At 48.7% G+C, this 21,577-nt stretch carries 23 protein-coding genes; 14 read left to right on the top strand and 9 right to left on the bottom strand.

Annotated features, from left to right (window positions below; genetic code table 11):
• Positions 1–28: 28 nt before the first annotated feature.
• Positions 29–250, bottom strand: a complete 222-nt coding sequence (locus NNO08_RS08010; RefSeq protein WP_137345604.1) for a regulator — start codon at positions 248–250, stop codon at positions 29–31.
• Positions 251–345: 95 nt separating this feature from the next.
• On the opposite strand from NNO08_RS08010, the gene NNO08_RS08005 reads away from it, so the two are divergent.
• The 3 genes from NNO08_RS08005 to NNO08_RS23105 all read left to right on the top strand — a co-directional run bounded on the left by NNO08_RS08005 (position 346) and on the right by NNO08_RS23105 (position 3,739).
• The gene (locus NNO08_RS08005; protein ID WP_137345603.1) at positions 346–942 is read left to right on the top strand and encodes a phage repressor protein CI; all 597 of its coding nucleotides are present in this window, start codon (positions 346–348) and stop codon (positions 940–942) included.
• Between the two features lie 20 nt (positions 943–962).
• Entirely contained in the window at positions 963–2,639 is a 1,677-nt protein-coding gene (locus tag NNO08_RS08000) for a DUF4041 domain-containing protein (protein WP_271456504.1), read from the top strand.
• An 83-nt stretch (positions 2,640–2,722) separates the two neighbouring features.
• Positions 2,723–3,739 carry a phage integrase gene (locus NNO08_RS23105; protein ID WP_333908950.1) on the top strand — a complete coding sequence of 339 codons (1,017 nt, stop codon included), beginning with the start codon at positions 2,723–2,725 and terminating at the stop codon, positions 3,737–3,739.
• On the opposite strand, the gene NNO08_RS07985 is transcribed toward NNO08_RS23105, so the two are convergent.
• The gene (locus NNO08_RS07985) at positions 3,740–4,279 is read right to left on the bottom strand and encodes a hypothetical protein (protein WP_271456503.1); all 540 of its coding nucleotides are present in this window, start codon (positions 4,277–4,279) and stop codon (positions 3,740–3,742) included.
• Between the two features lie 133 nt (positions 4,280–4,412).
• Between NNO08_RS07985 and NNO08_RS23175 the strand changes: the two genes are divergently transcribed.
• The 3 genes from NNO08_RS23175 to NNO08_RS07975 all read left to right on the top strand — a co-directional run bounded on the left by NNO08_RS23175 (position 4,413) and on the right by NNO08_RS07975 (position 6,090).
• Complete coding sequence (locus tag NNO08_RS23175) at positions 4,413–4,547, top strand: DUF6966 domain-containing protein (RefSeq protein WP_416348258.1); 135 nt, start codon at positions 4,413–4,415, stop codon at positions 4,545–4,547.
• A gap of 165 nt (positions 4,548–4,712) precedes the next feature.
• Positions 4,713–5,024 carry an outer membrane protein assembly factor BamE domain-containing protein gene (bamE, locus tag NNO08_RS07980; RefSeq protein ID WP_052951303.1) on the top strand — a complete coding sequence of 104 codons (312 nt, stop codon included), beginning with the start codon at positions 4,713–4,715 and terminating at the stop codon, positions 5,022–5,024.
• Positions 5,025–5,292: 268 nt separating this feature from the next.
• Positions 5,293–6,090: an SDR family NAD(P)-dependent oxidoreductase gene (locus tag NNO08_RS07975; protein WP_271456502.1), complete on the top strand. Its 798-nt coding sequence runs from the start codon at positions 5,293–5,295 to the stop codon at positions 6,088–6,090.
• 12 nt (positions 6,091–6,102) lie between these two features.
• On the opposite strand, the gene NNO08_RS07970 is transcribed toward NNO08_RS07975, so the two are convergent.
• Entirely contained in the window at positions 6,103–7,017 is a 915-nt protein-coding gene (locus NNO08_RS07970; protein WP_271454506.1) for a DMT family transporter, read from the bottom strand.
• Between the two features lie 102 nt (positions 7,018–7,119).
• On the opposite strand from NNO08_RS07970, the gene NNO08_RS07965 reads away from it, so the two are divergent.
• On the top strand, positions 7,120–8,034 hold the full coding sequence (locus NNO08_RS07965) for a LysR family transcriptional regulator (RefSeq protein WP_271456501.1): 915 nt from the start codon (positions 7,120–7,122) through the stop codon (positions 8,032–8,034).
• Between the two features lie 5 nt (positions 8,035–8,039).
• Here NNO08_RS07965 and NNO08_RS07960 read toward each other — a convergent pair whose 3' ends face one another.
• Complete coding sequence (locus NNO08_RS07960; RefSeq protein ID WP_271456500.1) at positions 8,040–8,588, bottom strand: TetR/AcrR family transcriptional regulator; 549 nt, start codon at positions 8,586–8,588, stop codon at positions 8,040–8,042.
• A gap of 85 nt (positions 8,589–8,673) precedes the next feature.
• Between NNO08_RS07960 and NNO08_RS07955 the strand changes: the two genes are divergently transcribed.
• The 3 genes from NNO08_RS07955 (at position 8,674) to NNO08_RS07945 (ending at position 11,086) form a co-directional block, all read left to right on the top strand.
• A complete protein-coding gene (locus NNO08_RS07955; protein ID WP_271449691.1) occupies positions 8,674–9,882 on the top strand; it encodes an MFS transporter in 1,209 nt (402 codons plus the stop codon).
• Positions 9,882–10,697 carry a Cof-type HAD-IIB family hydrolase gene (locus NNO08_RS07950; protein ID WP_271456499.1) on the top strand — a complete coding sequence of 272 codons (816 nt, stop codon included), beginning with the start codon at positions 9,882–9,884 and terminating at the stop codon, positions 10,695–10,697. The genes NNO08_RS07955 and NNO08_RS07950 overlap by 1 nt, the downstream gene beginning before the upstream one ends.
• A gap of 107 nt (positions 10,698–10,804) precedes the next feature.
• Positions 10,805–11,086 carry a hypothetical protein gene (locus tag NNO08_RS07945; RefSeq protein WP_271440620.1) on the top strand — a complete coding sequence of 94 codons (282 nt, stop codon included), beginning with the start codon at positions 10,805–10,807 and terminating at the stop codon, positions 11,084–11,086.
• A 26-nt stretch (positions 11,087–11,112) separates the two neighbouring features.
• Here the strand turns inward: NNO08_RS07945 and NNO08_RS07940 are convergent, their stop codons facing one another.
• Positions 11,113–12,345 carry an MFS transporter gene (locus tag NNO08_RS07940; RefSeq protein ID WP_048212167.1) on the bottom strand — a complete coding sequence of 411 codons (1,233 nt, stop codon included), beginning with the start codon at positions 12,343–12,345 and terminating at the stop codon, positions 11,113–11,115.
• Between the two features lie 297 nt (positions 12,346–12,642).
• Here NNO08_RS07940 and ybjG point away from each other — a divergent pair, with 297 nt between their 5' ends.
• Together ybjG and deoR are read left to right on the top strand one after the other, a co-directional pair.
• Positions 12,643–13,251: an undecaprenyl-diphosphate phosphatase gene (ybjG, locus tag NNO08_RS07935; protein ID WP_271456498.1), complete on the top strand. Its 609-nt coding sequence runs from the start codon at positions 12,643–12,645 to the stop codon at positions 13,249–13,251.
• Between the two features lie 64 nt (positions 13,252–13,315).
• A complete protein-coding gene (deoR, locus tag NNO08_RS07930; protein ID WP_048212169.1) occupies positions 13,316–14,074 on the top strand; it encodes a DNA-binding transcriptional repressor DeoR in 759 nt (252 codons plus the stop codon).
• A gap of 48 nt (positions 14,075–14,122) precedes the next feature.
• On the opposite strand, the gene dacC is transcribed toward deoR, so the two are convergent.
• A complete protein-coding gene (gene dacC / locus NNO08_RS07925; RefSeq protein ID WP_137384369.1) occupies positions 14,123–15,325 on the bottom strand; it encodes a serine-type D-Ala-D-Ala carboxypeptidase in 1,203 nt (400 codons plus the stop codon).
• A 327-nt stretch (positions 15,326–15,652) separates the two neighbouring features.
• On the opposite strand from dacC, the gene NNO08_RS07920 reads away from it, so the two are divergent.
• Positions 15,653–16,279 (top strand): glutathione S-transferase family protein, encoded by a 627-nt coding sequence (locus NNO08_RS07920; protein WP_271456497.1) that lies wholly within the window; start codon positions 15,653–15,655, stop codon positions 16,277–16,279.
• 5 nt (positions 16,280–16,284) lie between these two features.
• Here the strand turns inward: NNO08_RS07920 and NNO08_RS07915 are convergent, their stop codons facing one another.
• Both NNO08_RS07915 and bssR read right to left on the bottom strand, forming a co-directional pair.
• Entirely contained in the window at positions 16,285–17,382 is a 1,098-nt protein-coding gene (locus NNO08_RS07915; protein WP_271456496.1) for a PQQ-dependent sugar dehydrogenase, read from the bottom strand.
• 102 nt (positions 17,383–17,484) lie between these two features.
• Positions 17,485–17,868, bottom strand: a complete 384-nt coding sequence (gene bssR / locus NNO08_RS07910; RefSeq protein ID WP_202039054.1) for a biofilm formation regulator BssR — start codon at positions 17,866–17,868, stop codon at positions 17,485–17,487.
• A gap of 231 nt (positions 17,869–18,099) precedes the next feature.
• Here bssR and NNO08_RS07905 point away from each other — a divergent pair, with 231 nt between their 5' ends.
• Positions 18,100–19,023, top strand: coding sequence for a LysR family transcriptional regulator (locus tag NNO08_RS07905; RefSeq protein WP_271456495.1), 924 nt, complete (start codon positions 18,100–18,102; stop codon positions 19,021–19,023).
• A 35-nt stretch (positions 19,024–19,058) separates the two neighbouring features.
• On the opposite strand, the gene glgP is transcribed toward NNO08_RS07905, so the two are convergent.
• The gene (gene glgP, locus NNO08_RS07900) at positions 19,059–21,509 is read right to left on the bottom strand and encodes a glycogen phosphorylase (protein ID WP_271456494.1); all 2,451 of its coding nucleotides are present in this window, start codon (positions 21,507–21,509) and stop codon (positions 19,059–19,061) included.
• Positions 21,510–21,577: the final 68 nt, after the last annotated feature.

The raw sequence follows: 21,577 nt of genomic DNA, 5'->3' as shown, positions 1-21,577 counted from the left end.
AGAGACTCCGATGTATCTCAAAATGGAACTAACTAATAGCGATATTGCAATCTGAAAGTGCATCAACAGTCAGCGCGACGATGTTTATCATCACCTTCTCGCGTTTCTTATCCTTTCGCAGACGGTGGCGAGGCAGACGACCATCAGCAAGCATGTCGTTAATGGTGTCTACAGGCAGCCCTGTCAGCTCGCTGTATCGCTCGATTGTGACGTGCGGTGTGTTCAGAGTGATTGAAATGTTAGGGGTCATGGGGCAACATCTCCTATTGGCTTGTGGTGAGCCGGTAGTAACCGTGACAAGTCCCCAAATGGGAACAAAACTGATACTAGGATCGCATAAGAGATATGTCAACATCAAAGTACCCAAATGAGATCAAAATAAATCCCAATCAGGGTGGTAAAGCTGCGATTGAGCGGTTGGTCGAGGCATATGGGTTTACAACTCGGCAAGCCCTTGCTGACCACTTAGAAGTGTCAAAAAGTACATTGGCTAACAGATACATGCGAGATACCTTCCCCGCAGATTGGATAATTCAATGCGCCTTGGAAACAGGTATCTCGCTCAATTGGTTAACCACCGGACAAGGTCTCAAGTTAAGTTCTCAAACAGCAACCACCGAGGAACTCGTGAAGTTTCGCCTGACCGCGGGAAAAATGGTTGAAGATGGCTCGTATGTTTTTGACGTATCATTTCTTCCCGCAAATCTTTCTGCTCCAATTGTTGTTCTCGAAGGATCTACTACATACATCTGTGAACAAACGTTTGCAGAAGTGCTGGATGGGCACTGGTTGATCAACATTGATGGAACTTATTCCATTAGACTCATCACTCGGTTACCCAAGGGTATGATTAAAATTTCTACTGCAGATAATAGTTTTGAATGTGCTTTTTCAGATATAGAAGTAATCGCATATGTAAGAAGCACAACTGTTTCAAATTGATATGGTAAAAGGATTTTGAAATGGATTTATTTATTATAGTAGTACTCTTATTAGCATTGTTTTCTCCTATTTTATCCATCGTACTTTTCAAAAAAAGTAAAAAACATAGAGAGGAAATGGATGTTTTAGCCTCCAGTAATAAAACTCTTGGAGGTGAATTAGATGAAACACAGGAAAAATTAGCTCAGGTAATACGTGAACACGCAGAACTTGAAGGAAAAGCTGCCCCCTTATGGCAATATCAAGAATTGCATAATGCAACCCTAGATGCTGAGAAGAAGATAAAAACCGCAGATGCTATAGCCAAAGAAAAGATAGAAGAAGCTCAAAAAAAGGCTGCAAGAGCAGTGAACGAAGCACACCACCAGGCTGAATTAATACTAAGCAACGCCAATAGTGAAGCTGTCGCTATCACCCAAGATGCTCGTGATGCCCGCCTGAAAGCCAAAGAACGCCTCGATAACGCGAATAGTAAAGCGGATGAACTGATCTCCAATGCAAATGATAATGCGATGAAAATAATCGCAAATGCAGAGATACGTGCAAAAGAAATTGCTGGGTCCGCATATGAAGCTAAAGAGTTCGCAGAGACCTACCAAGCTGTAGCCAAGTCAATGAAAAATAAAATTGAAGGGTACGGTGATGAATGGATAGTTCCAAACCGCAGCGTTTTGGACGAACTGGCAGAGAATTATGAATTTGCGGACGCAGGGAAAGAGCTGCAAAAAGCAAGGGAGCTAACTAAGTCTCTTATCAAAACAAGCAAAGCGGCAAGCTGTGATTATGTCGAACCTAACAGACGAAACACCGCAATCAAATTTGTACTAGATGCTTTCAATGGGAAAGTTGATAGCACCCTTTCGAAAATTAAACATAACAATTACGGCAAACTATCCCAAGAAATAAAAGATGCATTTGAGCTTGTGAATTTTAACGGTTCAGCCTTTAGATCCGCTAAGATCACCGACATCTACTTACAGGCTCGACTTAACGAGCTTAAATGGGGGGTAGCTGTAAATGAAATTATGCTCGAAGAAAAAGAAGAACAAAGACGAATTAAAGAGCAGTTACGTGAAGAAGAAAAAGCGCGGCGCGAGTACGAAAAAGCGATAAAAGAAGCTGAGAAAGAAGAGAAAGCCATTCAGCAGGCCATTGATAAAGCAACGAAAGAACTGATGCTCGCAGGTGAAGAACAACGTATAGCCCTCGAACAGAAACTGGCTGAGCTACAAATTAAATACGAAGAAGCAGAAGCCAAAAACCAAAGAGCCATCTCAATGGCACAGCAAACACGCTCTGGCCACGTATATGTGATTAGTAACATCGGCTCCTTTGGAGAAAACGTATATAAGATTGGGATGACGCGAAGACTCGAACCGCTTGACCGCGTTCGTGAGCTGGGTGATGCAAGCGTACCTTTCTCATTCGATGTACATGCAATGATCTACAGTGATGATGCCCCCTCTCTCGAAAATCATCTCCACAAAGTGTTTAACGATAAGCAAGTGAACAAAGTTAACTCACGCAAAGAGTTCTTCAATGTTGGTATAAAAGACATCAAATCAACGATTAAAGAAATGAGTATCGATGCGCATTGGACGATGTTTGCAGAAGCAAAAGAGTACAGAGAATCTTTAGCCATTGAGAATGAACGCAATAAGGCCGTAAAAGAAAGCGAGGAGTTAGTAGTCGCGTAGCAATGTATTAATCGCGGTAAACATACATTGACCACTGTTCAAATATACAGTTAAATTTAGCCCTCAGACATGAGGGCTTTTTTATGGCAGTACGAAAACTCACCACAGGAAAATGGATTTGCGAATGCTACCCCGCCGGGCGCAGCGGACGGCGTGTGCGTAAGCAATTCGCCACCAAAGGTGAAGCGTTAGCATTTGAACGGCACATAATGGAGGAAACTGAAGCTAAGCCCTGGCTGGGTGAATCGGTAGATCGCCGAACTCTGAAAGATGTCGTTGAACTCTGGTTCAAACTGCACGGCAAATCCCTGACAGCTGGCGAGCATGTTTACGACAAGTTGGTCCTGATGGTCGATGCACTCGGAAACCCTCTCGCTACTGATCTCAACTCGAAATTATTCGCTCATTACCGAGACAAACGCCTGACGGGTGAAATCTACTTTAGCGAGAAGTGGAAGAAAGGCGCCAGCCCGGTAACTATCAATCTCGAACAAAGCTACCTTAGCGGCGTTTTTAGCGAGCTGGCCCGACTCGGTGAATGGACAGCACCAAACCCACTGGAGAACATGCGTAAATTCACCATTGCCGAAAAAGAAATGGCCTGGCTGACACATGAACAAATCACAGAGCTTCTGTTTGACTGTCAACGCCAAAGCCCCCTGCTCGCTCTTGTCGTCAAAATCTGCTTGAGCACCGGAGCACGTTGGCGCGAAGCTGTGAACCTGACCCGTTCTCAGGTCACGAAATACCGGATCACGTTTGTCAGGACAAAAGGCAAAAAGAACCGCAGCATTCCGATTAGCAAAGAGCTGTATGAAGAAATCATTGCCCTGGACGGCTTTAAGTTCTTTACCGACTGCTATTTCCAGTTTTTATCTGTGATGGATAAGACCTCTATCGTGCTGCCGCGCGGGCAGCTTACCCACGTCCTGCGTCACACGTTCGCTGCTCACTTTATGATGTCAGGTGGAAACATTCTTGCACTCCAGAAAATCCTGGGCCATCACGACATAAAAATGACCATGCGCTATGCTCACCTAGCTCCTGACCACCTTGAAACGGCTCTGCGCTTTAATCCCTTAGCTACAATGGCAACATAGTTATTTATTGGGATAGTAAATCGTCACCAGTAAAATCACCACATTGGTGTATTGAGCCATCTTGTAAATTCTTTGATCAATTCTCTCTGAGAGAGTATTACCATCCCATGTTTGGAGGCTCCATCCGCCCCGCCCTACAGTGACTGTCAGTGCAATGTATGAGGAAACTGCTTTAAAAGCATTGACCCATGAAAATTCAAACCGCCAAAAGTACCAAATGACAACCATTGCAACTGAGAAAAAGAAGAAATTATACGTGGCAGCAGAACGCAGTTTTCTCCTTAAGTGACAAGATGATTCGTTGAAGTTTGGGTCAAGGAACTCATTTGGGAAGAATTTTCTGACGAACCATTCAAATCCCTTACGAGGGGAAAACAACATCAGTATGGAGGCAAAAAAGAGTTTCATGGCACATTCCAGTAGCCTTGTAGTGGGAAGCGCATTATAAACTTCACTTAAAGCAATGGCTAAGTAACAAATGCCAAGTGGCGACAAAGTGGCGGCAGCAGTTGGCAATGCCCCGTAGTCGTCACTTCTCACCACTAAACTAACTTATTAATTATTATGCAACTCTTTGTTTTAATTAACCCATTTACATAAATGGGTTTTTTGTTGCCTGAAATTCATACCCCTTCCAATCAATCGCTTACTTCATGTGTGGCGATAGCACTCCCTGAAGGGACTTTACGCCGGTATGGGATCTTTTAACGACGTGATTCTGCATACAAATGGAATGCCATTAATACGTGAAAATGACAACCTGGATTACCTGAACCACCGAAACACACCTTACAGGTGTCAGAACTAAGGGCAAAAAGAACCGCAGCATTTTGATCAGCAAAGAGCCAGAGGGTTCCTCTTGTGCAGACAATCAAAAATGAGCCAGGGAATAATTGAATCATCTAGTGCGTGATCAATATCACATAATTTTGGTTGGTAAATAATTACTGCTCACAATCCATAGAGACTGAAAATGAACTTCAAAAAATTAATGATGATCGGCTTTACCGTAGCAGTTTTAGCAAGCTGTACTACTGGTGAAAAAATTCACAATGTTCAGGTTGGCATGACAAAACAACAAGTAATTGATTTGCTTGGAACCCCTGATGGTGATGCAGTTAAAGGTAACAGCGAACAAATCCAGTACAGCAACCGGTTAACATCTGGTTGGGGATGGGATAAGGGTGATTACTACGTTACCTTTGAAAACGGGAAAGTCGTCTCTTATGGAAGCGGCGAAATCCGTGGTGCAGGCGCTCCCGTCAAAGGTGTTGTGGTATTTTAATACGCGCACTCTTATGACATTTGTTAGTTAAACTTTAGTGGCGGCAGCGATTGGCAATGTCCCGTAGTCGCCACCTCTCACCACCAAACTAACTAATTGATTATCTTACAAGCCGTTGTTTTTACTAACCCGTTTACATAAATGGGTTTTTTGTTGCCTGAAATTTACCTCTCGTCACCTTTTTATCACCCATTCCCCCTCTAATTTGCAGCATGCCGGTTATGGCACATACTTTTAAACTGTGCTGTTTCCATAATAGGGGTTAGCAATGTTACTTACTGACAAAGTCGCAGTGATCTTCGGCGGCAGCGGGGCTATTGGTAGTGCGGTTGCGCAGGCCATGGCACGCGAAGGTGCCCATGTGTACCTGGGCGCGCGCAGTCAGGAAAAGCTTGATTTGGCGGCCAGTCGCCTGCGAATGGCGGGGGCTACTGTCGATACGTTTATCACCGATGTGCTCGACGAGCACGACACCTCAACACAAGTTACCCGCCTGGTACAGCAAATCGGTGGAATTGATGTGGTGGTTAACGCGACCGGCTTTATGCATGAACAAGGCAAGCGCATCGACGCATTATCCCTCTCTGAGTTTATGAGCGGTATCACCCCTTTCCTTTCGGCGCAGTTCAATATCGCAAAAGCCGTAACGCCGCACATGGGCGGCAATCGAGCGGGCGTCATTCTCACCGTTGTCGCGCCCGCGGCCCCGATGGCGATGCCTGGGCATCTCGGCCATATTGTCGGCTGTGCGGGAACAGAGGCTTTTATTAAAGCACTCGCCAGCGAACTGGGACCGATAAACATTCGCGTCGTCGGCGTGCGCTCGCATGCGATTGTGGACGCGGTAGCGGCCGGTTCCTATACCGGGGAGATTTTCACCGCTAAAGCGCAATCAATGGGTTTAACCGTCGAACAATGGTTAGGCGGTGCAGCACAAAGCACCATGATCGGACGCCTGCCTACGCTTGCACAAATCGCTGAGGTTACAGCCTTTCTTGCTTCAGACCATGCCGGAGCAATGACCGCTACGGTGGTAAATATTACCGGGGGCGCAACCGTAAGCTAATTTACCGCTCTTTCACGCAGTGCGCTGCTGCGAGCCTTTTTTTGCGCTCGGGCGGGAACACAATGCTATACCGCACGTAATAACCAACGCGCTGACCAGATGGTATGAATGCAGAGTGACGTGCAAAAACATCACGCTAAATAATCCGCCACTCAGTGGAATCAAGTGTGAATAGATCTCTCCGCGCGTTGCACCAATGGTGCTAATCCCTTTGTTCCATAACAGATATGACAGCCAGGAAGGAAAGATAACAAGATATGCCAGCCCAGTAATAACGCCTGTATTTGCATAGCTATTCCAGCCCGGCATACCATTGTGTATCAACTCCAGAGCCAATACTGGAATAAGCACCATCGCGCCTAGCAGGGCGCTCACGGCGACAAAGGCGTTTCCCTTTACCTCAACCGGTTTAATGCGTAAAAAAGCGCAATAGACAGCCCAGCTCAGCGCTGACCCCATCGTCCAGAAATCGCCCTGGTTCAGGTGTTCAAACACCCGCGCATGCATCACATCCCCCTGCGATATCAACCAGATAACGCCAACGGTACTGAGGATCACGCCGGCAATATTACGCGCAAAGATCCGCTCTCTAAAAAAGAACTTATTGATTAACAGGACGAGAGCCGGTGTGGTGGACATATAAATCGCCGCATTGAGCGACGTTGTATATTGCAGACCGATATACAACGTTAAGGGGAAAAGAACCTGACCACATAACGCGAGGAACACGATAGTACCAAAGGATTTTCTCATCGCGGGCCACTGCACAGCGATCTGTCGGAAATAAAGCGCCATCAATAGCAATGCGGTAAATATCCAGCGTGCTGCAGATAAAACGATGGGATTAACATCGGCAACCAATATATGGCCGACCACATAGTTCCCACCCCAAAAACAGGCAGCCAGACTGAGTAAAAGATAGGGCATATTTGTGCCTTATTGTCAGGTGTACGGTATGACCACAAGGCTACGGCGGTGTCAGAATGAATGCTAATATAACGTTTTCATCCATGTGCATAGATTAAAACTATGAAATTCACGCTAAGGCAACTTGAGTTTTACATCGCACTTGCAGAAACATTACAAATTTCCAAAGCTGCTGTGCGCTGCCATATTTCTCAGTCATCAATGACCATTGCCATGCGGAATCTGGAAGAAGCATTAGATGTGCAGCTATTTGTACGTTACCCCAAAGGCGTGAAGCTCACCGCCGAGGGCGAGCGCTTTCTGGCACATGCCTGCAACATCATCAACAGCAGCCGCTCTGCCGTTGACGCTTTGCATGACCGAAGCGAAATTCTCACCGGTACAGTGCGTATAGGCATTGCCGAAACGCTCTCTGCCTATCTTATCCCGGATATACTCAACGATATTGAACGACGTTTCCCACTGCTGGAGATCGTATTTCATGAGGCCACAGCACCAGAACTGGTACAGGCGCTACGGGCCCAGAAAGTCGATTTTTGCCTGCTCCTGACCTCAAATATCAGCCACGACACCGATCTGGAAATCGAAACGTTCATTCGTTCACAACGCCGCCTGTGGACGTCTGTTGGACATCCGCTCCAGAGCCAGCCCTCGATCCACCTTACTGATGTCGTAAAGCAGCCGTTTTTACTGCTGGAAACCGATAAATACCCTGACGTGATCATCGATTACTGGCAGCAGCGCGGCTATACGCCCAATATCTGTTTTCGCAGCAACTCTTTTGAGGCAATAAGAAGCCTGGTCGCTAAAGGCAGAGGAATAACCATTTTATCTGATCTGGTTTATCGCCCGTGGTCACTGGATGGCCTGCGCGTCATGCACAGAACAATTGATGATTTTATTACCTGGATGGACGTCGGGACGGTAAAAACAGCGGCTCAACCGCTGACAGCAGAGGCGATGAAAGTCATCGACTTTTTACGTCAGGCGATTTCCCGCCTCGACAAGCCATTTTAATGATTTTACTTCGGCGGCACGCCAGCAATGCGTTCCACCATCGTCAGAATATCTGCTCGCGATAGCGGTTTTTTGTCCGTGACAAAATGCAGCGTCATGCCTTCAAGAAACGCATCCAGCGCGCGTGCAGTTACCGGCTCGAACCACTGTTCCAGCGTCTGCTGACTGCGTAACATCCAGTTTTGCATAACCGTCTTTAACGCCGGTTTACGACTGGCAAACGCATACAATTGGTACATGAGTTCCATATTGCCAGGCGTCGTGACCTGGGAGCTATAGATCATATCGGTAATGGCATGGCAGGCCTGTGACGCATTTTCAACACCGGCAAAAAATGCCTGATATTGCACAGACATGGTGTCAGTAAAACGCGCGAATGCCTCCATTAAAAGCTCATCTATTCCCGAAAAGTAATAGGTCATTGAGCCCAGCGGTACCTCGGCAATCATGGCGATTTTCCTGTGTGTAACCCCATGAATACCATGGATTATAACCGCATCCAGCGTGGCCTGGACTATTTTATCCCGTCGTTGTGGGTCGTTCGCGCGTCGCACTGCATTACCTCTTTTTGCATTTGTGTACAAATGTACACAACCTTGCTAATGTTGTCTTCTTCCCTCTTTTCTTTGGCTCGAATTCATGACTGGCATCTCATCACGCAAAGCCTTAAGACGCCGTATGTGGGCGCTTTTCACGTTCTTCTTTTTACCAGGTTTGTTAATGGCTTCCTGGGCGACGCGTACCCCTGCCATCCGAGATATCCTCTCTATTTCCACCGCCGAAATGGGTGCGGTGTTGTTTGGACTCTCAATTGGCTCGATGAGCGGCATTCTTTGTTCGGCCTGGCTGGTGAAACGATTTGGCACACGAAACGTCATCCGCACCACCATGTCATGCGCGGTTCTGGGCATGACAATTCTCAGCCTCGCATTATGGTTGCATTCCGCCTGGCTGTTTGCGTTTGGTCTGGGCGTGTTTGGCGCCAGTTTTGGCGCGGCTGAAGTTGCAATCAACGTCGAAGGCGCAGCGGTTGAGCGTGAAATGAACAAAACTGTGCTGCCGATGATGCATGGTTTTTACAGCCTGGGAACGCTGGCTGGCGCAGGTGTAGGCATGGTACTTACCGCCGTCAACGTCCCCGCGACAGCACATATTCTGCTGGCGGCGATGGTGGCTATTACCCCTATTTTTATCGCTATTAAGGCTATCCCCGACGGCACAGGTAAGAATGCGACTGACGGTTCGCACGCCGTTGAAAAAGGGTTGCCATTCTATCGCGATATTCAATTGCTGCTGATTGGCGTCGTGGTGCTGGCGATGGCGTTTGCCGAAGGTTCCGCCAACGACTGGCTTCCCTTACTGATGGTTGATGGGCATGGATTTAGCCCGACATCCGGATCGCTGATTTATGCCGGCTTTACGCTCGGTATGACCGTCGGGCGCTTCACCGGTGGCTGGTTCATCGACCGCTACAGCCGTGTGGCAGTAGTACGCGCCAGTGCACTGATGGGCGCGCTCGGTATCAGCCTGATCATTTTTGTCGACAGCTCATGGGTGGCAGGCGTCTCGGTGATCCTTTGGGGACTAGGGGCTTCTCTCGGCTTCCCGCTGACCATTTCGGCCGCCAGCGATACCGGCCCTGATGCGCCAACCCGCGTGAGCGTTGTTGCGACTACTGGCTATCTGGCATTCCTGGTCGGCCCGCCGCTGCTGGGTTATTTGGGTGAACACTATGGCCTGCGCAGCGCCATGCTGGTTGTGCTGGCGCTGGTGCTTGTCGCGGCCATCGTTGCGAAGGCTGTGGCTAAACCGGATGTCAAAAATACAACTGTGATGGAGAACGGCTAATGGGTATCAAGTTAATTGCAGTAGACATGGATGGCACGTTTTTAAGTGACCAAAAGACCTATAACCGCGAGCGGTTTATGGCGCAGTACCGTCAAATGAAAGCGCAGGAGATCCGCTTTGTGGTCGCCAGCGGCAATCAGTATTACCAGCTGATCTCTTTTTTCCCCGAACTGGCCAATGAAATCTCATTTGTGGCAGAAAACGGGGGCTGGGTGGTCAGCGAAGGGGAAGATATTTTTAACGGTGAACTGGCTAAAGACGATTTCCAGACCATCGTGGAGCATCTGCTAACCCGCGCAGACATCGAGATTATCGCCTGCGGTAAAAACAGCGCCTACACTCTGAAACAGTACAGCGATGAGCATAAATCCATCTCTGCCATGTATTATCACCGTCTTGAATTTGTCGATAACTTCGACAACATCAACGATGTATTCTTCAAGTTTGGGCTGAATATCTCTGACGATCGCATTCCCCAGGTGCAGGCAGATCTTCATGAGGCGATTGGCGACATTATGGTACCGGTGCATACCGGTTACGGCAGTATCGATTTAATTATTCCGGGCGTTCATAAAGCCAACGGTTTACGTCTGCTGCAACAACGCTGGAATATCAGCGACGATGAGGTCGTGGTATTTGGTGATGGTGGAAATGATATTGAGATGCTACGCCAGGCCGGATTTAGCTTCGCAATGGCCAACGCTCACGAACCTGTTGTTCAGGCAGCAAAATATCGTGCGGGTTCGAATAACGAAGAAGGCGTGCTGAATGTCATAGATCGTGTACTAAAAAATGAAGCGCCCTTTACTCGTTAACGCATCAGCACAGACGGCAACAAAATGATGGCATGATCTATTCATAATCCGCCTCAAATTAACCCGCTGGATTATTAACTCCAGTGAATATTTCAGGCGAGCGAATTATGAAGAAAAGTGTACTGATGGCAACAGTGTTGCTGGGATTTGCAGGAACAGCATTTGCGCAGAATGTTACTGTTGATGTGCCAAGCGGGTACAAAGTGGTGGTCGTTCCTTCTTCCGTCAACGTTCCGCAGGCGGTCAGTGTCACTACTGCCCCGCAAACGGTTTATGTTGCTCCGGCAGCCACTCCAGCCCCTGTTTACCGCGCACATCCATATGCGCGTCATGTTGCCAGCGTAGGTGAAGGGATGGTCATTGAGCATCAGATTGACGACCATCACTAATGATTGCAAAGCCCGGAAACCGGGCTTTAACCTTCCCGGGAATTCCCTACCCGTTTATCTTTCAGGAAGATAACCATCAGAATCAACCACAGCACACCGCTCGCCAGATTAAACAGACTGAACAAGCCGTTTCCACCCAGCAGATAAGCATGTTTGCTCAGCTCAATACCGACGGTAAAGATCAGCATTTGCAGCATACCCATTGCTGCTGAAACGGTCCCTTTGCTCATTTCACTGGCAAACAGCGTCAGGCGCACCAACCCGGCATTCGCCACGCCAATGCCAAACGCATAAAGACTTAAACCTGCCGTCATCCACAGATACGCATGAGAAGAAACAACCGTGGCCGCGGCGGCAATGATCAATCCCACGGAGATTGGCCAGCCTCCCATGATAATCAGCGAGCGCACCGTGCGGCGTGATGTCAGACGCGCCAGCACCAGGTTACCCGCAATCAGTGCGCCAAAAATCGGTACCTGAAGCAGGCCATATTCGTAGCTGCTGAGATGTTCGCCACTGATAATAATGATCGGGGACTGCGCAATCCACGCCAGCAATGGCAGACTGACAAAGCCCAATGCCAGTGCGCCTGCGACAAAACGCACATTCTTTAGCACCAGCTTATAATCTTTGCCCAACTCTTTGATGGAAAGCTTCTCGCCCAGACGGGTAGCCGTTTCCGGCATCGCGCGCTGCAGGCCAAAAAAGGCGATTGCAGCCAGTGCGGCAAACAGGACAAACATGCCTTCCCACGGAAGGACATGTACCCAGGCGGCTCCAACCAACGGCCCCAAAAGCGGTGCAATCAATGCTACGTTCGCCATTAGCGCAGTGATTTTAATGCACACCGCTTCTTCAAAGGACTCCTGAATGGCGGCGTAACCTACCGCGCCAATAAAGCACAGGCTAATTCCCTGTAAAAAACGCAGGAAAGTAAATTGCTCAATATTTTGTGCAAACAGCGTTGCGAGGCAGGTCACAATGAACCAAACCACCCCGGTTAACATCACCGGACGACGACCAACACGATCCGACAGCGGCCCTAACAACCACTGTAAAAACATGCCGCCTGCCAGATAAGCGGTCATGGACGTTGGAACCCAATCTAAACCGGCCTGATATTGCTCCACCACCGCCAACATTCCGGGTTGGATCATATCGTTACCGATATATGTAGAGAATTCGTAAAGCACCAGACAGAGAGGGAAAAGTAATGCCTGACGCCCCAAGCGGGCGCCTGAAGATAAACGGTTCTGCATGCAATCTCTTAACAAATGAAAAAACGCGCAAAGTGTAATAAATGCGCCGTACTGGTGATAGTGAATTATGTGATTTGAAAGCAAAATGCGCACATTTTTACACTCAATTGCACGATAGCTTTTTGTTTTAAGGTTAATTTAAGTTGAGGCCGCTATCATGCTCAATAAGCCTCATTAATTGTCTTAAAAAGAGTCATTTAACAGACAAATAGGACAAGACCGCTTTTTATCGCCTGAAAGCAATTTTATGATCCCCCAATAGGGGCCTTTTTAACGATTACATTGAGTCTGGATGTTATGCTGGAAAATCTGAACAACTCGCTTTTTTACCTGATCAACGCCACGCCGGACTCTGCGCAATGGACGATCTCGCTCGCCATTTTTATTGCCAAAGATCTGATTAGCATCGTACCGCTACTGGCGATCATTCTCTGGCTTTGGGGACCGCAAAACCGCGTGACCATCCAGCGCCAGTTGGTCATAAAAATGGCGATTGCGCTGGCAGTCAGTTTGACCATTTCATGGCTCATGGGGCATTTATTTCCTCACGACCGGCCATTCGTCAATCATATCGGCTACAACTTCCTGCACCATGCTGCAGATGACTCTTTCCCGAGCGACCACGGTACGGTTATCTTTACCTTCGCGTTGGCCTTCCTGTTCTGGCACCGCCTGTGGTCCGGATCACTGTTGATGGTCGTCGCCGTGGCGATTGCCTGGTCGCGTGTTTACCTCGGCGTACACTGGCCGCTGGATATGCTGGGGGGGTTACTGGCCGGTCTGATCGGTTGCCTGAGCGCCCAGATGATCTGGCAACGATTCGGCAAAACCCTGTACCACGGTTTGCAAACCTGCTATCGCACCTGCTTCGCCCTGCCTATTCGTAAAGGCTGGGTACGTGACTAACCCACGGTAAAGAGAGTAGTATTAAGCGCGAAACTGAGCACGTATTCTACTCTCCAGGGGATCTATGGAAACTCGACGCGACGAGCGTATTGGTCAATTACTGCAGGCGCTAAAACGCAGCGATAAATTACACCTTAAAGAAGCCGCGACACTGCTGGGTGTATCAGAAATGACCATTCGTCGCGATCTGAATAATAACACCGCCCCGGTCGTACTGCTTGGGGGCTATATTGTTCTGGAACCCCGTAGTGCCAGCCACTATTTAATCAGCGATCAAAAATCCCGCCTGGTTGATGAAAAACGCCGGGCAGCGCAGCAGGCAGCCAGCCTTGTCCAGGCGCATCAGACCGTTTTCTTCGACTGCGGAACAACAACGCCGTGGATCATTGAAGCGATCGATAATGAACTACCGTTCACCGCAATATGCTATTCACTGAATACGTTTCTGGTGTTGCAGGAGAAACCACAGTGCCGCGTCATTTTATGTGGCGGCGAATTCCACGCCAGTAATGCTATTTTCAAGCCACTCGATTTTCAGGAAACCTTGAATAACGTCTGCCCGGATATCGCTTTTTATTCTGCAGCCGGCGTGCATATCGATAAAGGCGCAACCTGTTTTAACCTTGAGGAATTGCCGGTTAAACACTGGGCGATGTCGATGGCGCAGTATCATGTTCTGGTGGTTGATCACAGCAAGTTCGGGAAGGTGCGTCCCGCGAGGATGGGCGAATTAAAACGCTTTGATACCATCATTAGCGATAACCGCCCGGATGATGCGTTTGTCGAGTATGCCAAAGCGCAACATATCAAATTGATGTACTGAATTTGTGCCGGATGACGGTGCTATCACCTCGTCATCCGGCATCAGCAATTAAGAGAACCAGCCACCAAACCACTGGTGGAATTTCATCATAACGAAGTCCCACATCCGGCTAAAGAATCCCCCCTCTTCCACCGCTTCCATCACCATCAACGGACGCTGTTCAATAGATTTTCCGTTCAACTGGAAGTCGATTGTCCCCACAACCTGGCCTTTCTTCAGTGGCGCGGTCAGTTGTGGCTCTGTCAGGGTAAAGCTCGCCTTCAGGTTTTTCAGCTGGCCGCGCGGAATGGTTACAGACCCACCTTCCCCAGCGCCCAGATTGACTTCACTCTTATCACCAAACCAGACACGTTGGGTCACAAAGGTGGCATCCGGTTTAATCGGCGTAACGGTTTCAAAGAAGCGGAAACCCCATGTCAGCAGCTTTTCGGATTCATTAAAGCGAATGCGATCGGTTTTTGCCCCCAGCACCACGGAGATCAAACGCATATCGCCCTGTGTCGCGGATGCAACCAGGTTATAACCTGCTCCCGCCGTGGTGCCCGTTTTCATACCATCCACATTCAGGTTGGTACTCCACAGCAGGCGGTTACGGTTTGGCTGGCGAATTTTATTAAAAGTAAACTCTTTCTCTTTATGGATGGCGTACTCTTCCGGCACATCGTGGATTAACGCTTTACCCAACAATGCCATATCACGCGCGGTACTGAACTGCCCTGCGGCATCCAGGCCATGTACCGTCTGGAAAGTCGTGTTCGTCAGTCCCAGTTTTTGCGCATAGCCGTTCATCAAACCAATAAACGATTCCTGGCTTCCGGCAACATAATCAGCGAGCGCAATACAGGCATCATTACCAGACTGAATGATCACGCCTTTGTTCAGATCGGACACCGCAACCTGATCGCCAGGCTTGAGGAACATCACAGAAGAGCCGCGCAGAGCCGGATTCCCGGTAGCCCAGGCATCTTTCCCGACGGTAACCATGTCATTCAGATTAATTTTCCCGGCTTTTAGCGCCTGACCGACCACATAGCTGGTCATAATTTTGGTCAGACTGGCGGGGTCCAGTTTCTCATCGGCATTACCTTCCGCCAGCACTTTGCCGCTGGCGTAATCCATTAAGATCCACGCACGTGCGTCAACGCTCGGCGGGGCCGTTGGTTGTTCCGCCGCCTGTACGGTCGGCGCAAAAAGGATTAACAGTGCTGAACCTGCAGCAAGGCTGCGTAGGGAAGAGAAGTATTGCGTCATAAATGCCACCCGAGTATCCATTCCAAAAAACCACGTCATACCACACCGTGTTTACACAAAACCGGCCAAGTTGCCTCAGCCAACCATACAGAAAAGTTCTGATGGATGACGTGTAAAATAAGTGCGGTGAGTAATAACGCACTAACGAGCTTAAAGAAACCGTAAGTTGGTAAAGTTTTTAAAGTTTATGCAATAACGCTGCGCTGCGCTGCTCTCATCACGATTTTTTTGCGCCTTGTTGCGTAAATATTAGGTTTACCCCACCATGTGAGCGAGTCAGATAGAGAATGCAGCCATAACGCTGCTCAATTAATTTGCGGGGTTACTATGATTACACTGTGGGGTCGCAATAATTCGACCAACGTAAAAAAAGTATTGTGGACACTCGAAGAACTGGAACTGCCGTACAGCCAAATTCTGGCTGGCGGACAGCATGGCGTAAATCATGACGCAGATTATCTGGCGATGAACCCTAACGGGCTGGTTCCACTGCTACGCGATGACGAAACAGACGTATTGCTGTGGGAATCCAATACCATTGTCCGCTACCTGGCGGCCCAGTACGGGCAAAAACGACTGTGGGTTGACGCCCCGGCGAAACGCGCCGAGGGCGAAAAATGGATGGACTGGGCTAACCAGACGCTGAGCCCTGCACATCGGGTAATCTTATTTGGTCTGGTCAGAACCCCTGCCGATCAACGCGACCAGACAGCCATCGAGGCCGGTGCGAAGGTCTGCGATAACCTGTTTGCCATTCTCGACAACGCGCTGGCCGACCGGGTGTGGTTCTCTGGCGCTGAATTTGGCACTGCGGACATCGCCGTCGCGCCGTTCATCTATAACCTGTTTAATGTCGGCTTAAGCTGGACGCCGCGCCCTCACCTGGAACGTTGGTATCAACAGCTCACCGAGCGCCCGGCATTCCAGAAAGTCGTGATGATCCCGGTCAGCTAATCCTGTCAGGGACTGACTTTCAGTAATTCCCCGTCGGACTCGTCGGTTAATACATACAAATAGCCGTCTGGTCCGACGCGCACATCGCGGATTCGCTGCCCTCTGTCATGCAAAATTCGCCCGTCTTCCGTCACCGTATTGCCTTTCACGCTTAACACAATCACCCCCTGTTCTTTCAGCGCTCCAACAAACAGTTTGTGTCGCCACTGTGGGAACGTATCGTGGTTATAAAAGGCCATCCCACTGACTGCAGGTGATTTTTCCCAGTAAAAGATAGGCTGCTCAGTGCCCGCCACAATTGAGCCTTTTGCTTCGGGGATGTTGAAACCGCTGTAGTTAACACCCCATGTCGCGATTGGCCATCCATAGTTTTTACCTTTCTCGGGGATATTGATCTCATCTCCACCACGCGGACCATGCTCGTTGAGCCACAACACATCGCTCCAGGGATTCATCGCCATCCCCTGCGGATTACGGATGCCATACGACCATATTTCAGCCCGCGCGCCAGTCTGATTCACAAACGGGTTATCCGGTGGAATTTTGCCCTCGTCTGTTAGTCGAACCACTTTGCCCTGTAATTTATCCAGCTCCTGAGCGGTTATGCGCTGGTTATTCTCGCCAAGGCCTATAAACAGATAACCTTTGCCATCAAATACCATACGCCCGCCAAAATGGTTCCCGGTTGATAACTTAGGCATTTGGCGGAACACCGTCTGAAAGCCCTGCAGGTGTTTACGATCGTCACTTAACCGCCCGTAGCCTACTGCTGTTCCGGCTTTCCCTTCACTGTCAGCTTCCGCAAAGCTAAGCCACACCCGCCGGGATTGGGCAAAATCCGGCGCTAACACCACATCAAGCAAGCCGCCCTGGCCATTCGCCCAAACCTTAGGTACGCCAGTCAGTGGATCGGAAAGCCCCTTATCGGGTTGCCAGAGCCGAAGCTGCCCTCCTCTGAGCGTAATCAGCATACTGCGATTATCCGGTAAAAAGGCCAGCGACCACGGGTGGTCGAGTTTGGTTTGTAGGACCTCCACCTTGACGGCAGCGGCATAGGGGGAAAGCAATGCCAATGAGGCAACACAGAGAAAGAGTCGACGCATAGCACCTCCTTAATGGCTCTGCTTAAAGCGTAGCCAGCAAGGGGAATTATCCCGCCACCTTTACATAATCTTAACGAAAAGGGGGAGCGCTCTCCCCCTGGTTCAGATGTGTTCCAGCGTTGAATAAGCTTGCAAACTCTGGATACTCAGCGTCAGCGTTGTCAGGCAGTTTTCCAGTTTCTCTGCGTTAACGGCAATAAAGTTCGGACAATCATGATGTCCACTCATCAGACAAACAGCGGTGGCGGCTAACGCCCCTTCAGCACGACGAAGGGCATTCCACTCTTCCTGATCAAGATGCATACCGTGGAGCTGTGATTGATCGTGCAATTCGCGATTCAGTTCAAAAAAGCTATCACGCAGACGATCGCTCTCGCTGACTGACATATAGCCTTTCGCTTTTCTCAACAGCAGATAAGCGGCAAGATCGATACGGGCGTTTATCAATTTGTTGAGAAGATCGGTTCTCAGTCTGTCAACAACCATACCTTGTTCCTCCTCTTTCCAACCATGGTGCAACTTAATAGTATGGTTGTTTTTTGAACAAATTGATGCTCTATATCAATAAAGCCTAATTGATTAACATAATTTACAATGTTACAACTTTCGGCCTAATGCAGGTGTTGCACTTACGCAAAACATCGCGTTTCTGGCATACCGAACATTTTTTGCTATACCTGAAGTGATTACTGCCATAGCGCTGATTATGAGGGATGTATGTCAAAAGCGAGTGATGCAGAAAAAATACGCACACTATCCAAAATCGATCTGAATTTGCTGACAATTTTCTGTTTGATCTATAGCGTGGGTAGTATTTCCAGAGTCGCTGACATGCTGAACATTTCACCTTCTGCCGTTAGCCAGTCACTACGAAAACTGCGAGAAATGATGGGAGATAATCTCTTTGTCCGTAGCGGAAACGCGCTGTTGCCGACCGTCTACTCTGATGAACTTTATGACAATACGATCCCAATTATCGACAAACTATCGACGCTGATGCCGCTTTCCTCTCCGGCGGCGAAAAAAAGGCTAACGCTGTATACCGAGTCATTTATTTCCCCGATTGTTATTCCCGATGTCACGGCCAGAATAATCAATACCGATGCGGATATCAGTCTCCTGCACCTCACCGCTGATTTAAACGAGCAGAGCATTGTTGAGTTATTAAACATGCGCCAGGCTGATATGGTGTTTTCAACATTTTCCGTTGAGTCAGGAAATATCACCTGCCAGAAAATATCTGATATGCGGCTGGTTCTCATCGTCTCGCAGAATAATACGTTATACGGAAATGCAATTACAGAGGAGCAGTTCAGAAGTGCCAATCTGGTGGGTTACAATACCAAGAATGAAAAAATAATTTACCACCGGAGTATTGTGGATAAAAAATTCAGAACCGGTGAGCGTTGTCTGCTGACCTCTTCTTTCACGGCAATACTGACTATTGTGTCCACAACCCAATGCTTAGGGGTGATCCCGGAAAAGGTATTCGAAACACACGCGCATCTGTATGGTCTTAAAAAGATAAACACACCATTTCCGTTACCGCAATTTAGTGTATTTTCTTCTTCACGCAAAGATGGTGCGGCCCATAAAATACTGTCACCCATTCTGACTGATTTACAAACGACCTCCCGGTGATAAATTTCCGGGAGGCCAGATGTCGCCATTAATAACTACACACGGATTTTAGCGATACGCCAGATATGGTCAGCATATTCCTGTACCGTTCTGTCTGACGAGAAATACCCCATATTAGCAATATTATGCATCGTCTTTGTCGTCCACTCGCGGGGATAACGATATAACTCATCTACCGAATCCTGGCAGTCCACATAGCTGCGGTAATCCGCTAATACCTGATAGTAGTCGCCAAAGTTGATTAGCGAATCCAGCACATCTCTGTAGCGTCCGGGCTCTTCCGGGCTGAACACACCCGTACCAATTTGCGTCAGTACCTGATGTAACTCCGCATCGTTTTCAAAAATACAGCGCGGGTCATAGCCATCGCGACGTAGCGCATCAACCTCACTCGCCGTATTACCAAAGATAAAGATGTTATCTTCCCCAACGTATTCACGCATTTCTATATTCGCGCCATCCAGCGTACCGATCGTTAGCGCCCCATTCAGCCCAAACTTCATGTTGCTGGTACCGGATGCTTCCGTCCCGGCCAGGGATATTTGTTCAGAAAGATCGGCTGCCGGAATGATCATTTGCGCCAGGCTGACGTTGTAATCCGGGATAAACACCACCTTCAGCTTGCCGCCAATTTGCGGATCGTTATTCACTAATCTCGCCACATCATTAATTAGGCGAATGATCTGTTTCGCCATGTGATAGGACGACGCCGCTTTTCCCGCAAAGATATTCACACGCGGCACCCAGGTAGCATCCGGTGCCGCTTTAATGCGGTTATAGCGAGTGATGACATGGAGCACATTCAGTAACTGCCGCTTATATTCATGAATACGCTTCACCTGCACATCAAACAACGCACCAGAATCCACCACCACCCCATACTGTGTTGCAATATGGTGCGCCAGTCGCTGCTTGTTTACTCGTTTCGCTCGATATACCGCCTCATTCACCGACGGATAATCAATATACTGCTTCAGCTCGCCCAACTGCATTAACCGGGTCCGCCAGCTATCACCGATATTCTCATCCAGCACTTTTGCAAGCGGAGGATTAGCCAGCGCCAGCCAGCGGCGAGCCGTGACACCATTGGTCACATTGGTGAAACGCAGCGGAAAGATGCGTGCAAAGTCAGCAAACAGCGATTCCGTCATCAATTTGGAATGGAGTGCCGACACGCCGTTTACCTTATGACTAACCACGACTGCCAGCCAGGCCATGCGCACCACGCGACCATGGGATTCATCAATGAGCGATACACGTTTCAACAGCTCACTGTCATCACGATATCGCTCCTGCAACGTCTTCAGAAACCGATCGTTAATGTCGAAAATAATCTGCAAGTGACGCGGCAAAAGTCGACTCAGCATCTCGACCGGCCATGTCTCCAGCGCCTCACTCATCAGCGTGTGATTGGTGTATGAAAAAATCTGACAGGTCACATCAAACGCGTTATCCCAACTGAACTGGTGATGATCAATTAGCAGACGCATCAGTTCCGGAATCGCCAGGACCGGGTGAGTATCATTGAGGTGAATCGCAATTTTATCCGCCAGATTATCGTAAGTCCGGTGTAACTGGTAATGGCGACTCAGGATATCCTGAATCGTTGCCGAGGCCAGAAAATAAGCCTGCCGCAAGCGCAGTTCACGCCCTGCATCGGTGGAATCATCCGGATACAGGACCCGTGAAATCCGATCAAAGTGGTATTTATTTTCTACTTCGGTTGCAAAGTCATCATGTGGATTTAATTTCCCGGCATTGACCTCACTATTCACCTGTACATTCCACAGCCGCAGCGTATTTGTCGTGTCGGTCGCATAGCCGGGAATAATCTGGTCATGTGCGACAGCCAGAATATCCTCGGTTTCAATCCAGCGGGCTTTATTCCCCTCCAGTTGCACACGTCCGCCAAAACGCACTTTATAATGCGTATTATGACGTTTGAACTCCCATGGGTTCCCGTATTCCAGCCAGTAGTCCAGAGACTCTTTTTGAACACCATCAATGATATTTTGTTTAAACATACCGTAGTTGTAGCGAATACCGTAACCGCATCCAGGTAAGCCCAGCGTTGCCAGCGAATCAAGGAAACAGGCCGCCAGACGACCCAGGCCGCCATTTCCGAGCCCAGGGTCATTCTCCTCGTCGATCAACTCTTCCAGATCCAGCCCCATGGCCTCCAGCGCGCTCCGGACTTCATCATATAAGCCCAAAGAAAGTAGCGCATTGGAGAGCGTACGGCCGATGAGAAACTCCATCGACAGATAATAAACCTGGCGGGCATCCTGAGAGAATTGTGCCCGATTAGAGCGGTGCCACCGCTCAACCATGCGATCGCGTACAGCATATAACGTCGCATTCAACCACTCCCGTTTCGTGGCAATGGCGGGATCTTTACCGATAGTAAATAAAAGCTTATTGGCGATATCATCTCTCAGCTTATCAACATCAGAATCCGGGGCGACCGGAAGCGGTGAAATATACATATGGGCATTACCTTTCATAATATTGTAGGATACGTAACAGACAGGTGAATTATTTAAAATCTGCTTTG

The sequence above is a fragment of the Citrobacter sp. Igbk 17 genome, from assembly GCF_028069775.1.
GTDB lineage: Bacteria > Pseudomonadota > Gammaproteobacteria > Enterobacterales > Enterobacteriaceae > Citrobacter.
This window is presented reverse-complemented; position numbering and strand designations above follow the sequence as displayed.

What these genes read in the sequence shown, in the direction of transcription:
- dacC (WP_137384369.1), bottom strand. Translation starts at nt 15,325, where the DNA reads ATGACGCAATACTTCTCTTCCCTACGCAGCCTTGCTGCAGGTTCAGCA.
- NNO08_RS07905 (WP_271456495.1), top strand. Translation starts at nt 18,100, where the DNA reads ATGTCAAAAGCGAGTGATGCAGAAAAAATACGCACACTATCCAAAATC.
- NNO08_RS08000 (WP_271456504.1), top strand. Translation starts at nt 963, where the DNA reads ATGGATTTATTTATTATAGTAGTACTCTTATTAGCATTGTTTTCTCCT.
- NNO08_RS07970 (WP_271454506.1), bottom strand. Translation starts at nt 7,017, where the DNA reads ATGCCCTATCTTTTACTCAGTCTGGCTGCCTGTTTTTGGGGTGGGAAC.
- NNO08_RS07920 (WP_271456497.1), top strand. Translation starts at nt 15,653, where the DNA reads ATGATTACACTGTGGGGTCGCAATAATTCGACCAACGTAAAAAAAGTA.
- glgP (WP_271456494.1), bottom strand. Translation starts at nt 21,509, where the DNA reads ATGTATATTTCACCGCTTCCGGTCGCCCCGGATTCTGATGTTGATAAG.
- NNO08_RS07965 (WP_271456501.1), top strand. Translation starts at nt 7,120, where the DNA reads ATGAAATTCACGCTAAGGCAACTTGAGTTTTACATCGCACTTGCAGAA.
- NNO08_RS07940 (WP_048212167.1), bottom strand. Translation starts at nt 12,345, where the DNA reads ATGCAGAACCGTTTATCTTCAGGCGCCCGCTTGGGGCGTCAGGCATTA.
- NNO08_RS07915 (WP_271456496.1), bottom strand. Translation starts at nt 17,382, where the DNA reads ATGCGTCGACTCTTTCTCTGTGTTGCCTCATTGGCATTGCTTTCCCCC.
- bamE (WP_052951303.1), top strand. Translation starts at nt 4,713, where the DNA reads ATGAACTTCAAAAAATTAATGATGATCGGCTTTACCGTAGCAGTTTTA.
- bssR (WP_202039054.1), bottom strand. Translation starts at nt 17,868, where the DNA reads ATGGTTGTTGACAGACTGAGAACCGATCTTCTCAACAAATTGATAAAC.
- NNO08_RS08010 (WP_137345604.1), bottom strand. Translation starts at nt 250, where the DNA reads ATGACCCCTAACATTTCAATCACTCTGAACACACCGCACGTCACAATC.
- NNO08_RS07950 (WP_271456499.1), top strand. Translation starts at nt 9,882, where the DNA reads ATGGGTATCAAGTTAATTGCAGTAGACATGGATGGCACGTTTTTAAGT.
- NNO08_RS07955 (WP_271449691.1), top strand. Translation starts at nt 8,674, where the DNA reads ATGACTGGCATCTCATCACGCAAAGCCTTAAGACGCCGTATGTGGGCG.
- NNO08_RS07975 (WP_271456502.1), top strand. Translation starts at nt 5,293, where the DNA reads ATGTTACTTACTGACAAAGTCGCAGTGATCTTCGGCGGCAGCGGGGCT.
- NNO08_RS23105 (WP_333908950.1), top strand. Translation starts at nt 2,723, where the DNA reads ATGGCAGTACGAAAACTCACCACAGGAAAATGGATTTGCGAATGCTAC.
- deoR (WP_048212169.1), top strand. Translation starts at nt 13,316, where the DNA reads ATGGAAACTCGACGCGACGAGCGTATTGGTCAATTACTGCAGGCGCTA.
- ybjG (WP_271456498.1), top strand. Translation starts at nt 12,643, where the DNA reads ATGCTGGAAAATCTGAACAACTCGCTTTTTTACCTGATCAACGCCACG.
- NNO08_RS07945 (WP_271440620.1), top strand. Translation starts at nt 10,805, where the DNA reads ATGAAGAAAAGTGTACTGATGGCAACAGTGTTGCTGGGATTTGCAGGA.
- NNO08_RS08005 (WP_137345603.1), top strand. Translation starts at nt 346, where the DNA reads ATGTCAACATCAAAGTACCCAAATGAGATCAAAATAAATCCCAATCAG.